This is a genomic window from Microbacterium sp. NPDC076895, from assembly GCF_040687115.1.
Classification (GTDB): Bacteria; Actinomycetota; Actinomycetes; order Actinomycetales; family Microbacteriaceae; genus Microbacterium.
Genome location: NZ_JBFBMQ010000027.1, coordinates 1 through 12934 on the forward strand (window position 1 = coordinate 1; position 12934 = coordinate 12934).

The following is a 12934-nucleotide window of genomic DNA, read 5'->3' on the forward strand; positions in this document are numbered from 1 at the left end:
CTGGGCACTCCTGCGCGACGGCACAACCTTCCATCAGGAATCACCACCCACCACGCCCATCGCCGCTTGACAAGCCAATTGAGATTCCTTTCGGGGGAGAGGTCAGGCAGAGCGAAGCGAGGGGCGGTCGGCGCTGGCCATGTTGTCGCGCAGATCGTGCAGGGTGCCGATCAGGCTGCGGGCGGCATCCGGATCGAGGTTCATGGCGTCGGCGACGCAGCCGAGCACGCGGTGCACGGATGTCCGCAGCTCGGCGGATGCCTCGGTCGCCGTCACCGCGACGGCCCGACGATCGCTGGCCGGGCGTGTGCGCTCGATGAGTCCCGCGGTCTCGAGCCGGTTCAGGATGCCGGTGATCGTGCTGGCGTCGAGGTGGAGTTCGGCGGCGATGCGCCCCGGGCTGGTCGATTCGTCACGCCACAGGATGCCGAGCACGAGCAGCTGCTGATACGTCACGCCCCACGGTGTGAGCAGATCGCGGTAGAGCTGTACGGTCGCCTGAGCGGCGGAGTACACCGCAAAACACACGGAATCCTCGAGGGTCGCGCTGGGTCGGGTCACACGAGAAGCTTTGCATGCAAGTTATTGGGATGCAAGGGTTATTGGGTGCATTCGTGCGCGCATGTCGAGCGCTGATCGTGCCTGTTCTGCTCAGCGCTGGTTGAGCGCGGCGACACTGGGCGGCACGGACGCCCGCGCTCGCCATACTTAGCCGGCTCGCGCCCAGTGCTCAGTAGACGGTCGCGCCGGATCGACGAAGGAACGGTCCGCGAGGACGAATGCACTGCCCAACCTGGCATGGTGGCTTTCATTGGCAATACGCCGGAGCGCCTTCGGCTGTGAGGGGGACATCTGTGATATGAGGTTCACAGTGGTCAGCGCGTCAGTCGATTGGAGACCTGGAACGTGGCAACTTCTTTCCCCTATGCTTCAGGCGGATCTCTCGCCAAGGCGATCGCGCAGTTTCGTCAGAGCTTTCCCCCTGTGGTCAACGCGAGCACTCTTAAGAAGTTTGCGATTGCCCCGAACAACGAATCCTACGTGATCGCAGTCCTGCGCTTTCTCGGCTTCATAGATGAAGAGGGGAACAGGCGTGATGACAACATCGGCTACTTCTACGGCACTGATGATGGGTTTCAGCAGGGGCTGGAGACCACGCTGCGCTCGGCCTATAAGCCGATATTCGACGACTTCGGAGAAGCGGCCCTCGACAAGACTCGAGACGAGCTGCTGCCTTGGTTCCGTGCAACCGATAAGTCTTCACAGACTGTCGGTAGTCGACAGGCGGCGACGTTCACAGCGCTTGCCGCGCTGGCGGGGCATGGTGACCCGCCAGCAATACCAAACGGTCCTTCTGCTTCGGGCAACGGGGGCGGAACCAAGGCGAAGCCGAAGCCAAACTCGGCCGCCAAGCCCGCCGCGAAGAGCACGCATAGCGTCGAGGCGGGCGAAGCGAAACCACCGGCGCTGTCGAACGTCGGCGGGGGAAGCGGTGGTGGCGCCGACGTAGGGCTCACGGTTCGGATTGAGGTGAACCTTCCCGCCGGTGGAGACGAGTCAACTTACGATGCAATATTCAAGAGCATAAGGAAGAACCTCATTGACGGGCGCTCTTGACCGCTTCGAGCGGATAGTTCGGGCATCGTCCGCGCCGCGAGAGGCCGATCGCACGCCCGTGGAATCCGAACAGCAGCTAGATCTACACCCATTCGAGTCGCGGAATATTCACCCCGACTTTCCAATCAAGGTCCGTCGCCTCTTCGATGATGGGTACTTCGCCGAGGCTACGTTCGAAGCGTTCAAGTGGGTGGACAAAGAAGTGCGCCGGCTCTCGGGCAGCCACAAGTTCGGCCACGCCATGATGATGGATGTATTCAACGAGAACACGGGCGTGATTGCGTTGACGCCTAGAGCGGATCAGAGTGAGATCGACGAACAGATGGGCTACAAGTTCATTTTCGCGGGCTCCCAGTCGGCGATCCGCAATCCTCGTGGGCACGACACCGACGTGGAGGATTCGCTGGACCAGTGCCTCGACCACCTGGCGCTCGCGTCGCTGCTGGTCCGTCGCTTGGACGACGCAGGAGTACGTTCGACGGCTTAGCGTTTCGGAATGGCGGGGCGCTCCTGCTGGAAATTACCTGAGCAGTCCAGTCTTTCGGCCCTGCTCAGTGAGGTACGAGACAAATGCCGAACAGGTCTTCAGCATGTACGCTGCGAGTGCCTGGTCGACGTCAGCCGCGTCAACACCGCCGTGGCGGATCCCATCGTCGTCAGAGGTCCAGCCGTACATCTTCACCCACGCACCCTTAAGGGCAGGGTGAATAGTGAGGCCTGCCGCTTCTAGTTCGGCTAGGCCTTTGCTCAGCTCTCCCTTGCCGGTGACTTTCTTGACTACCGCTTCGACCGCCGAGATGGACTCCTTGATTGAGTTCGGGTAATCAGGCTTCTCCCTATCGGCTAGAAGCTCTGTAGCCCGCTCGAGGCTGTGACGCGCGCCCGCGATAGACGCGACGTCGCTGATCGCCCCGCCTATTGCGTCAGCTTCCGCGCTGGTGTCGATGGGAGTGAGCTCATGGCCGATGAACCGATACCCGACCAGGAAATGTTCAAAGCGGTTGTTGAAAGCCTCCGTGAGGGTCTCGTGAACAGTGTCGGTGTATCGCTCTGCGTATCGTTTGAGGTATTTGGCTGTCTCCTCGATGAGGTTGAGCACGTCGAACCATTCAGCCTCCAGCATCGTCCTCTTAATGAGGCTCCAGACCTGGCCTTGACTCTCCATCTCGTCGCGCGGCCTCTTGAACTCCCACGCCCACACGGACGTGAGGAAGTTCTTGGCGGTCTTGTTGTCCCAGTTCGATCGACGACCGGCCTCCTCGAAGATGTCGCGAAGTGCGACGAACACATTCCAGAGCTCGGTGCGTGTCTCGAGGTCGAGGTCATTGGTCTGGGTGATCGAGCGGGGTGCGCGTTTGCCGACCCGCTCCGCAAAGGAGGCCATGCGATCAGGCTACCGAGCGACTCCGACGCTGAGCAGGACGTTATCGCCGCGGCCACGCATCCGGAATCACGTAGCGGTGCATCGTGACACCACCGGCGTAGGTCGCCTGCTCGAGCAGCTCCAGCCCCACCGGCGCGCTCACCTCATCGAACAGCGGGCGTCCCGAACCGAGGATCACCGGATGCGTGAAGAGCAACACCTCATCGAGCATCCCCGCCGCGAGAAGCTGCGCAGCGACATCCGCCCCGCCTACACCGATGTCACCGCTCGAACTGGCGCGCAATTCACCGAGCCGTTCGATGGCGTCATCTCCACCGAACACCGTCGTGTTGTACGGCGCCTCGGTGCGTGAGCGCGAGACGAGGATCTTCGGCTTGTCGGTCCAGATGTGGCCGTAGTCCCTGTACACCTGCGGGAACTCGGTGTTCTCGCGCGCTGCGGGCCAGAAGTTCTCCATCGTCTCGAAGACCTTGCGGCCCTGCACCATCATCGTGAGCGCCTCGGCGCGCGCGTTGAACTCCTCGTGCAGTTCGTCGCCGATGCTCATCCAGTCGCCGCCGCCCTGCTCGTCGTGCGCGTGCTCGATGAACAGGTCGAGCGAGACGTTCATCCAATACACGAAGCGTGCGGGCATGCATCCTCCTCGTCGCGGCGGTGCGCACAGTCCACCACGCCGGGCGGTGTCGGTGCGAGGGGGTAGCTTTCGAGGATGGTCGCCCACAACGACAAGCCCGTGCTGCACGTCGACTCCGTCGAGGAGTGGGAGCAGTGGCTGGATGCCGACCCCAGCCCCGACGGCGTACGACTGCGCCTGCGCAAGACGGCCACGCGCAAGCCGGGCATCACCTATGCCGAGGCACTGGATGTCGCGCTGTGCTTCGGCTGGATCGACGGACAGAAGCAGTCACTGGATGCCGACTACTTTCTCCAGGCCTTCACCCCGCGTCGGCCGCGCAGCCTCTGGTCGAAGGTCAACATCGCGCACGTCACCCGCCTGATCGACGAAGGCCGGATGAGGCCCGCCGGCCAGCTCGAGATCGACCGTGCGAAGGCTGACGGTCGGTGGGATGCTGCCTACCGTCAGAGCGATGGCGACATCCCTGCCGAGTTGCAGGCGGCGCTGGATGCCGATCCCAAACTCGCCGCCGCGTTCGCCGCCCAGTCTGCACAGAACCGCTTCGCGATGTCGTTCCGCATCAGCAACCTCAAGCGCCCCGAGTCACGCGCCGCCCGCGTCGCCGAGTACGTCCGGATGCTCGAACAGGGGGAGACGCTCCACTGAGTTTGGAATTCTGGACTCACACCGGGACTTCCGTCACGAAGCCGGGTTTTCGTATTACGATACGACCATGAGTAGCGGCGAGACCATCAACGGCGCACCCGTCACGGAGGAGCAGATTGCTGCCTGGGCGGCGGAGGCTGACGCGGGTTACGACGTAGGCGCACTCAAGCGCCGGGGCCGCGGACGTCCCGGTCGCGGAGCAGAACCCGCGCAGGTGGTTGCTCTCCGGCTAACCGCCGATGAGCTCGCCGCGCTCGACGCTCGCGCCGCCCGTGAGAACAAGTCGCGATCGGAACTGATCCGCGAAGCGATCGCCGCATACGCCGCGTGAAGATTCACGACGCTGCGCTCAGGCACGGGATCGCGCCCGAAGATATTCGACTAGCAGCTTCCTGGCCGCTGTGGATCGAAGACCTCGACGACGACTCTCCTGCTCGCCAGCTAAGGCTCGGGTTCGACACGCAGGGCAGACTGCTCGAGACGGTCGTCCTCGTCTTCGATAGCGGCAATGAGCTCGCCATCCATGCGATGAAGGCTCGACCCCAGATGCTCGACCTGTTGCCCTGACCTCAGTTCTCGCCGTCGTGAGCGTTATTGAAGGCATCCCGGATCGGATGGGTGTCATAGACGATGTGCAGGCGCTCGATCAGGCCGTGCTCGTCGAGTTCGGCGACGTCGACCACGGTGAAGGGTGCGGGCTCCCCGGTCGAGAGTGTCCAGTCGAAATCGAACCAGAAACTGACGACGGCGCGACCTTCGGTCGATCCGGTCATCGTGGTTCGCAGCGTCAGCCGCGAGCTAGCCGTGTCGGCAAACAGTGCGGGGTAGAACTCCGCGGCAGGCATCGTGCCGTATAGGGGAGACTCGACGATCCCGCCGGGAGCAAAGAGCGCGATCACTCGATCGGCATCCGCGGCCTCCAGGCTCGCGAGGTATTCGCGGACCAATCGGTCGACACTCGCCTCAGTCCCGTCGTCGTGCACACCCATGGCTCGACACTATCGATTCGCGAGGCCGGCGAACCGACGTGTCGCTACGGGGACCATGGTCCCTATATGTGGTCTGACCACAGTGCCACGATGGTGTCAGGACGAAGGCGTGGACACCGGGTCCACACCAGGTAGGAGGATCCGATGTCCACCGCAATCGATGCACTCGTGGCACGAGCACAAGATGCTCTGGCCGAGTACGCGTCGTTCACGCAGGAGCAGATCGACCACATCGTGCGCAAGGCATCGGTCGCCGCTCTCCACCACCACGGCGAGCTCGCTGTCATGGCCGTCGAAGAGACCGGCCGCGGCCTGTTCGAAGACAAGGCCGTGAAGAACATGTTCGCGTGCGAGCACGTCACGCACTCGATCATCAAGCAGCGCACCGTCGGTGTCATCAGCCACGACGAGATCACCGGCATCACCGAGATCGCCGACCCCGTCGGCGTTGTCGCGGGCATCACCCCGGTGACCAACCCGACCTCCACCGCGATCTTCAAGTCCCTCATCGCGCTGAAGACCCGCAACCCCATCGTCTTCGCCTTCCACCCGTCAGCTCAGAACTGCTCGGTCGCGGCAGCCAAGATCGTTCGGGATGCCGCGGTCGCGGCCGGTGCGCCGAAGAACTGCATCCAGTGGATCGCGGAGCCCTCCCTCGAGGCATCCGGCGAGCTCATGAACCACCCCGGTGTCGCGCTGATCCTCGCGACCGGTGGCAACGCGATGGTTCGTGCGGCCTACTCCTGCGGCAAGCCCGCCCTGGGTGTCGGCGCCGGAAACGTCCCCGCCTTCATCGAACGTTCCGCAAAGGTCGGCCGCGCCGTCAACGACGTCGTGCTGTCCAAGGCGTTCGACAACGGCATGGTGTGCGCCTCCGAGCAGGCAGTCATCCTCGACGAGCCGATCGCGACAGAGGCGCTGGCGGAGTTCAGCCGCCTGCACGCCTATATGGTCAACGCCGACGAGAAGCGCAAGCTCGAAGAGTTCATCTTCGGTGTCCACGCGAACGCCAAGAACTGCGGCGAGGCCAAGCTCAACGCGAAGGTCGTCGGACAGTCCCCGGTGTGGATCGCCGAGCAGGCCGGCTTCACGGTTCCCGAAGACACCTCGGTGATCCTCGCCGAGTGCGCCGTCGTCGGACCCCAGGAGCCGCTGACGCGCGAAAAGCTCGCCCCCGTGCTGGCCGTGCTGCGCGCCAAGAACGCCGAAGAAGGCATCTCGCTCTCTGAGCAGATGGTCAACTTCGACGGCCTCGGCCACTCCGGTGCGATCCACAGCAACGACCAGAGCGTCATCGACGAGTTCGCCAAGCGCGTCCGCGCCGTCCGCATCATCGAGAACGCCCCCTCTGCCCTCGGTGGCATCGGAGACATCTACAACGCGTTCATGCCGTCCCTGACCCTCGGCTGCGGTTCCTACGGACGCAACTCCGTCTCCAACAACGTCTCGGCGGTGAACCTCGTGAACGTCAAGCGCGTCGGTCGGCGCAACAACAACCTTCAGTGGTTCAAGGTTCCGGCCAAGACCTACTTCGAGCCCAACGCGATCCGCTACCTCATCGACATGAAGAACGTCGAGCGGGTCACGATCGTCACCGACCCGACGATGACCAACCTCGGTTTCGTCGACAAGGTCATCGATGTGCTGAACCGTCGCCGCAACCGCGTGCACCTGCAGATCATCGACCGCGTACAGCCCGAGCCGAAGCTCTCGAGCGTCGTCGCGGGTGCTGCCGAGATGCGGGAGTTCAACCCCGACACGATCATCGCGCTCGGTGGCGGTTCCCCGATGGATGCCGCCAAGGTCATGTGGCTGCTCTACGAGAACCCCGACGTGCAGTTCTCCGACATGCGCGAAAAGTTCTTCGACGTGCGCAAGCGTGCATTCAAGTTCCCCGACCTCGGCAAGAAGGCCCAGCTCGTCTGCGTCCCGACCACCTCGGGCACGGGATCTGAGATGACGCCGTTCGCGGTCATCACGGATGACGAGACGGGCATGAAGTACCCGCTCGCCGACTACGCGCTGACCCCGTCGGTCGCGATCATCGACCCGGTCCTCACGTCGGCTCTGCCGGCCAAGGTCGTGGCGGATGCCGGATTCGACGCCCTCACGCACGCGACGGAGGCGTACGTGTCGGTCTACGCGAACGACTACACCGACGGCCTGGCGCTGCACGCCATCAAGCTGATCTTCGAGAACATCGAACGCAGCGCGAAGGCACGCCCGGGCAGCACGGACCCCGCCGACATCCAGGCGCGCGAGAAGATGCACAACGCGGCATCCATCGCGGGTATGGCCTTCGGCAACGCGTTCCTCGGGATCGTGCACGCGATGGCTCACGTCACCGGATCGAAGTTCCACCTGATCCACGGACGCACCAACGCGATCTACCTGCCCCACGTCATCCGTTACAACGGACGCATCCCCACGAAGCTGACCAGCTGGCCCAAGTACGAGCGCTACATCGCTCCCGAACGGTTCCAGCAGATCGCTCAGCACCTGGGCCTGAAGGCCACGACCCCCGAAGAGGGTGTCGAGTCCTACGCCCGGGCCGTGGAGAAGCTGCGTGACCTTGTCGGCATCGAGCGCTCCTTCCAGGCGCAGGGTGTCGCAGAGGAAGCCTTCATCGGCCGCCTCGACGAGCTCGCGATGGCCGCTTACGAAGACCAGTGCGCTCCGGCTAACCCCCGGATGCCCATGCTTGCCGACATGAAAACCCTCATGGAGGCGGCGTACTACGGAACCTCGTTCGACGAGGTCCGTGCCCACCGCGGTGAGGTTGCGGTTGCGGGAGAAACCCCGGCAGAGGCCCCCGCAGCCCCGCTTGCCAAGCGCGGCGCGTAGTACGAAATCACCGAAGCCCCGCCGGGTCGCGTTTCCCGGCGGGGCTTCGGCGTGCCCGAGAGGGCGGACTTCGCCTACTCGTCGTGCGGCCGAATCGACAAGCGCTGGATCTCTTCGGCTGACCACAGATGGGGCGGTGCCGTGCCTGGTTCGGTGACGATCTTGTCGAAAAGTCTGCACCCGGCACGTACTTGCGCAAATCAATCGTCCGTAGTTGCCCTGCCCAGTCGTAGACGTCCTGGAAGAGGTGGAGGTGGATCGCTTGCAGTTCCTGCAGATCGTTTGTGGGCGCAACCGGCTCCTCGAGGAGCTGAAGCGCTCGCGCGAAGGAAAGATCCGCTTCTGCAGCGCTCAAGGCCTCCGCCGACGTTAGTCCGAGACGGTTCCTCAGGACGTTCGTGCCGGGAATAAGGTACGGGTCGACGGTTTCAGGAAAGTCCATACCGGGTTCGTACGCGGTTGACGAGCTCCGCCGAATCGATTGTCCCGGCAACGTACGCGTCGGCGTCGGTGAGCGTCGCGCTCGTGATCTGTAGGCCCTCGATCTTGGCGCTGTGTACTGCCGCTTCGACGTTGCTCGCCCGCACTTCCGTCGTCTTCATGTCGGCTCCGTCCGTCTTCTTCAGTCTACGAGCAGCGGCTGACACTCGCCGGATAGACGAGTCGCGCCGTTTCACGAGGAGAAGACTCATGCAGGCGTGCGCGGCGCCTCAGAGCAGATTGGCGGTGCCGATGATCACCAGCAGCGCGCCGATCAGCACCACCGAGAGACTGAGCACGAGCGAGGAATTCGCGACGAGCCAGTCGCTGAAGCGCTCGAGCCGCGGCCGCACCGAGTGGCTTCCGAATACATACGCCAAGACCAGCGCCGCAACCGTCGAGACCGCAACTGCCGTGAAGATGAGCACCGTCAGGCTGCTTCCGACAACGCTCAGGGATGCTGAACCGATGGCAAGGCCCGCTGCCAACGCGATCGCGAGGTTCTGGGGCCGCACGTTCATGGCGAGACCGAACGCGAAGGCGCGGCGCGGGCCGACATTGTCCATCGCCTTCGTCCACGAAGGCGCAGTGGCAGGCTCAGGGCGTCGACGATCGACGACCGTGCGCCAGATCCCGCCGACCACCAGAAGCACGCCGATCGCAAGCTCGACCACGTGCGCCCAGGGTGGCATCCGCTCTGTCGTCGATGGTGGAATCAGGCGCGCCCCGAGCGCGAACAGGGTCACGAGCACGAGCACGCCAGCCGACCACCCGGCGAGATAGCCGACACCCGCAGGGATGGGGTTCGGCGAGAGCAGAAGTAGCACGACCGCGAGGATCGGGAAGACGCTCAACGCCGCCGCAATGCCCAGGGGCACGATGTACCACAGCACCGAATCCACCCTCCGACTCTAGAGCCGGGGACGGGGTGCTCGTGTCGTCAGGGAACGATCAGCACCGGTGCGTTCAGGTTCATGAGCACGTCGTGCACCACGGTCGAGATGTTCGGGGGCTCTTCGCTCTGGCCGCGTCCGATCACGAGCATGGCGGCGTCGGTGGATGCCGTCAGCAGCGCCGGTGCGACATTGTCGGCGACGACGCGGGAACTCAGGTCCAGGTGCGGGATGTCGATGAGGGCGTGTGCACTCGCGCGAGCGACCACGTCCCGAGCCGCTGACGCACGGTATTCGCCGTTGCTCGAGGACTCCTCGTGCGGAACCGGCGGGCGCGCGTGGATGAGCACGAGCTGCTGGTCGGTGCGCGCCGCTTCGCGAGCTGCCTGCATCAGCGCGGCATCCGACGCCGGCGAGCCGCTGACCCCGACCACGACACCGTGTCGACCCTCGAACGGCAGGTTGGGGACGACCAGGACCGCCGAGCGTGCCGCAGCGACGACGTACACGGATGCCGCACCGAACGCGCGCCCGCGCAGGAAACCCGTGCGATGCGAGCCCACGACAAGAAGGTCGTGCGGGCGAGCAGCACCCGACAGCACGCTGGGCGCGCGGCCGTGCACGAGTTCGGTCTGCACGTGAGCGACACCCGCGTCCACCGCGCGGCGACGCGAAGCATCCAGCACATGGATGCCGCGCCGTTGCGCATCAGCCATGTAGTCAGCCCCGGCGACGCCCCACGTGTCGTCCACGACGTGGACGAGCAGGAGCTCGGTGCCGTGATCGGCCGCGTATCCAATAGCCCAGGCCAGTGCACCGGTGCTCGGACCAGACCCGTCGACCCCGACGACCAGCCGATCGTACGGCGATACCCGCCAGATCGCATCGCCGGCCGGGGCGCTCAATGAACTGCCTTCCGACAGGCCCACGTGCGAGTCGTGGAGTGTGTTTCGCATCCGTCTGCCCCTCCTGTCTCTCCCAGCATCCGTCCCGCGAAGATCCCCGCACAGGGTCGAAGGTCCCGCGATAGGATCCTCGCGAGAGAGCCGAGGGACGAGAACGGGGCACCGGATGGCTGATATCGAGGCACGGCTTCGCAGTCTCCTGACGGCGAACGCCGCTGTCGTGAGCCAACTGGAACTGTCGGCGGTGCTGCGCCGCATCGTCGAATCGGCCGTCGAACTCGTCGGCGCGAAGTACGGAGCCCTGGGCGTGATCGGCCCTGACGGGATGCTCGAAGAGTTCATCCACGTGGGCCTGAACCCCGAGACGGCCGAGGCTATCGGCCCGCCGCCGCGCGGCCGTGGCGTGCTCGGAGCCCTTATCCACGATCCCCACCCGATCCGGCTCGAGCACATCGGACACGACCCCCGCTCGGTCGGCTTTCCGCGGAACCACCCGCGAATGGACAGCTTTGTGGGGGTGCCCATCCGCATCCGCGGTGAGGTCTTCGGCAACCTCTATCTCACCGAGCACCCCGACGGCGCGTTCACCGAAGAAGACACCGAACTTCTCGAGGCGCTCGCTGCCACCGCGGGCATCGCGATCGACAACGCGCGCCTGTACGAAGACTCGGTGCGCCGCGAGCGGTGGGCGGCAGCTGCGGCCGAGATGAGCGCCGCCATGTTCTCGGACGAGACCGGCAGGCCGCTGCAGCTTCTCGCCGACAAGGTCCTTCAACTCACGGATGCCGCCACCGTCGTGGTGATCTCGTCGATCAGCGACACCATGATGTGCGTCGAGGTCGCGCGTGGCGAGCACGCCGACGAACTCACCGGATCCGTTCATGCCCAAGCGGGCACCCTCTCAGGGCGCGTCTTCGACAGTTGGCAGCCGTTGCAGGCCAGCGGTGACACGGTCGAACTCGGCGACGAACTCGTCGCGTGGGGTCCGACGGTGGTCGTGCCGATGCTCGGCGCAGACGGCGCTCCGATGGTGCTCACCGTCGGACGTCCCGTCGGTGCCCCCCGGTTCACCGACAAGGATGTCGACCTCGCCGCCGATCTCGCCGCCCAGGCCACGATCGCGCTCGAGCTCGCGCGCGGCAGGTCCGATCGGCAGGCGCTCGCGCTCATGGACGAGCGGGGTCGCATCGCCCGCGACCTGCACGACCACGTCATCCAGCGCTTGTTCGGCGCCGGGCTCTCGCTGCAGGCCGTTGCCGGCCGAGTCGGCGACGCGGCAGCGCGAACCGAGCTGCTGGAACAGGTCGACGCGCTGGATGCCGCGATCACCGAGATCCGCACCGTCATTTTCGCCCTCCGCCAAACCCGCGCGGCATCCGGATCGGTGAGGCACCGCATCGTGGACGTCATCAGCGAAGTCGCACCGTCGTTCTCGGAATCTCCGCGGCTCGTCTTCCAGGGTCCGCTGGATCTGCGCACCCCGCCGGATGTCGCCGAAGACGTCGTCGCCGTCGTTCGCGAAGGTGTCAGCAACGTCGCCCGTCACGCCAAAGCGACAGAGACGTCGGTGCGGGTCGGGATCGCCGACGAGATGTTGGTCGTTGAGATCCTCGATGACGGTGTCGGCGTGCCGGAGTCGCCGACACGCCGCAGCGGGGTGGGTAACCTTGAGGATCGCGCCGCGCGCTGGAACGGGGAGTTCGCTCTCACCGGACGCGACGGCGGCGGCACCCGCCTGCGGTGGGCGGTGCCTTTGGCCCAGGGAGAGACCACATGATCCGTGTCTTCGTGCTCGATGACCACGAAATCGTCCGTCGTGGTGTCGTTGACCTCATCGACGCCGAACGCGACATGGAAGTGATCGGCGAAGCATCCACCGCCCGGCAGGCGCTCGGCCGCATTGCGGCCACCATGCCCGACGTCGCCGTGCTCGATATGCGGCTTCCCGACGGGAGCGGCATCGACGTGTGCCGCGAGATCCGCTCTCAGCATCCGAGCGTCACGTGCCTCATCCTCACCGCCTACGACGATGACGAAGCCGCCTACTCGGCGGTGCTGGCTGGCGCTGCCGGCTACGTCCTGAAAGACATCAAGGCCAACGGTCTTCTTGACGGCATCCGTGCTGTCGCCGCCGGCAAGAACCTGCTCTCGTCGGCTGCCGCGACGCGCGTTCGCGAACAGGCGCGAGAGACCCGATCGAGCACTCCCGGTGTCGACCTGACCGACCGCGAACGTCAGGTGCTCGAACTCATCGCCGAGGGGCTCACCAACCGTCAGATCGGGGAGCGCCTCGACCTCATGGAAAAGACGGTCAAGAACTACGTGACCGGGCTGCTGCGCAAACTCGGCATGGAGCGGCGCACCCAGGCTGCCGTCTACGCCACGTCATTGCGCTCGCAGTAACCGCGGCTCGTGGGCTGAAAACAGTGAGGCCGTCGCGGCGCCCCCGGGGGGTGGGGGGGGCCGCCGCGGGGTAGGGGGGGGGGGGGGGCCAAAGCACGCGGGGGCCCGGGTGGGCAAAAAAAAAAAGAAGGCGATGG

15 protein-coding genes are annotated in these 12934 nt (G+C 65.0%); 8 read left to right on the forward strand and 7 right to left on the reverse strand.

Annotation, left to right across the window (positions count from 1 at the left end; all coding sequences use genetic code 11):
• Positions 1-102 precede the first annotated feature (102 nt).
• A complete protein-coding gene (locus tag AB0O89_RS14745; protein ID WP_363499123.1) occupies positions 103-561 on the reverse strand; it encodes a MarR family transcriptional regulator in 459 nt (152 codons plus the stop codon).
• Positions 562-906: 345 nt separating this feature from the next.
• Between AB0O89_RS14745 and AB0O89_RS14750 the strand changes: the two genes are divergently transcribed.
• Positions 907-1617 carry a DUF5343 domain-containing protein gene (locus AB0O89_RS14750; RefSeq protein ID WP_363499126.1) on the forward strand — a complete coding sequence of 237 codons (711 nt, stop codon included), beginning with the start codon at positions 907-909 and terminating at the stop codon, positions 1615-1617.
• Positions 1601-2104 (forward strand): TIGR02391 family protein, encoded by a 504-nt coding sequence (locus AB0O89_RS14755; protein WP_363499129.1) that lies wholly within the window; start codon positions 1601-1603, stop codon positions 2102-2104. Before AB0O89_RS14750 ends, AB0O89_RS14755 begins: the two co-directional genes overlap by 17 nt.
• Before the next feature lie 33 nt (positions 2105-2137).
• Here AB0O89_RS14755 and AB0O89_RS14760 read toward each other — a convergent pair whose 3' ends face one another.
• Both AB0O89_RS14760 and AB0O89_RS14765 read right to left on the reverse strand, forming a co-directional pair.
• Positions 2138-3001, reverse strand: a complete 864-nt coding sequence (locus tag AB0O89_RS14760) for an AbiJ-NTD4 domain-containing protein (protein ID WP_363499132.1) — start codon at positions 2999-3001, stop codon at positions 2138-2140.
• A 40-nt stretch (positions 3002-3041) separates the two neighbouring features.
• On the reverse strand, positions 3042-3635 hold the full coding sequence (locus AB0O89_RS14765; protein ID WP_363499135.1) for a dihydrofolate reductase family protein: 594 nt from the start codon (positions 3633-3635) through the stop codon (positions 3042-3044).
• 75 nt (positions 3636-3710) lie between these two features.
• On the opposite strand from AB0O89_RS14765, the gene AB0O89_RS14770 reads away from it, so the two are divergent.
• The 3 genes from AB0O89_RS14770 to AB0O89_RS14780 all read left to right on the forward strand — a co-directional run bounded on the left by AB0O89_RS14770 (position 3711) and on the right by AB0O89_RS14780 (position 4850).
• Positions 3711-4283 (forward strand): YdeI/OmpD-associated family protein, encoded by a 573-nt coding sequence (locus AB0O89_RS14770; protein ID WP_363499138.1) that lies wholly within the window; start codon positions 3711-3713, stop codon positions 4281-4283.
• Positions 4284-4350: 67 nt separating this feature from the next.
• Complete coding sequence (locus AB0O89_RS14775; protein WP_363499141.1) at positions 4351-4614, forward strand: ribbon-helix-helix protein, CopG family; 264 nt, start codon at positions 4351-4353, stop codon at positions 4612-4614.
• Positions 4611-4850: a toxin gene (locus tag AB0O89_RS14780; RefSeq protein WP_363499144.1), complete on the forward strand. Its 240-nt coding sequence runs from the start codon at positions 4611-4613 to the stop codon at positions 4848-4850. Before AB0O89_RS14775 ends, AB0O89_RS14780 begins: the two co-directional genes overlap by 4 nt.
• Positions 4851-4852: 2 nt before the next feature.
• Here AB0O89_RS14780 and AB0O89_RS14785 read toward each other — a convergent pair whose 3' ends face one another.
• Positions 4853-5272 (reverse strand): nuclear transport factor 2 family protein, encoded by a 420-nt coding sequence (locus AB0O89_RS14785; protein ID WP_363499147.1) that lies wholly within the window; start codon positions 5270-5272, stop codon positions 4853-4855.
• 144 nt (positions 5273-5416) lie between these two features.
• Here AB0O89_RS14785 and adhE point away from each other — a divergent pair, with 144 nt between their 5' ends.
• Positions 5417-8116 (forward strand): bifunctional acetaldehyde-CoA/alcohol dehydrogenase, encoded by a 2700-nt coding sequence (gene adhE / locus AB0O89_RS14790; RefSeq protein WP_363499150.1) that lies wholly within the window; start codon positions 5417-5419, stop codon positions 8114-8116.
• 428 nt (positions 8117-8544) lie between these two features.
• Here adhE and AB0O89_RS14795 read toward each other — a convergent pair whose 3' ends face one another.
• From AB0O89_RS14795 to AB0O89_RS14805, 3 genes are all read right to left on the reverse strand, one after another.
• Positions 8545-8718 carry a hypothetical protein gene (locus tag AB0O89_RS14795; RefSeq protein ID WP_363499153.1) on the reverse strand — a complete coding sequence of 58 codons (174 nt, stop codon included), beginning with the start codon at positions 8716-8718 and terminating at the stop codon, positions 8545-8547.
• 108 nt (positions 8719-8826) lie between these two features.
• Positions 8827-9498 carry a GAP family protein gene (locus AB0O89_RS14800; RefSeq protein WP_363499156.1) on the reverse strand — a complete coding sequence of 224 codons (672 nt, stop codon included), beginning with the start codon at positions 9496-9498 and terminating at the stop codon, positions 8827-8829.
• Between the two features lie 38 nt (positions 9499-9536).
• Positions 9537-10445, reverse strand: a complete 909-nt coding sequence (locus AB0O89_RS14805; protein ID WP_363499159.1) for a universal stress protein — start codon at positions 10443-10445, stop codon at positions 9537-9539.
• A 115-nt stretch (positions 10446-10560) separates the two neighbouring features.
• On the opposite strand from AB0O89_RS14805, the gene AB0O89_RS14810 reads away from it, so the two are divergent.
• Together AB0O89_RS14810 and AB0O89_RS14815 are read left to right on the forward strand one after the other, a co-directional pair.
• On the forward strand, positions 10561-12171 hold the full coding sequence (locus AB0O89_RS14810; protein ID WP_363499162.1) for a GAF domain-containing protein: 1611 nt from the start codon (positions 10561-10563) through the stop codon (positions 12169-12171).
• Positions 12168-12797, forward strand: a complete 630-nt coding sequence (locus AB0O89_RS14815) for a response regulator transcription factor (RefSeq protein ID WP_363499165.1) — start codon at positions 12168-12170, stop codon at positions 12795-12797. Before AB0O89_RS14810 ends, AB0O89_RS14815 begins: the two co-directional genes overlap by 4 nt.
• Positions 12798-12934 lie beyond the last annotated feature (137 nt).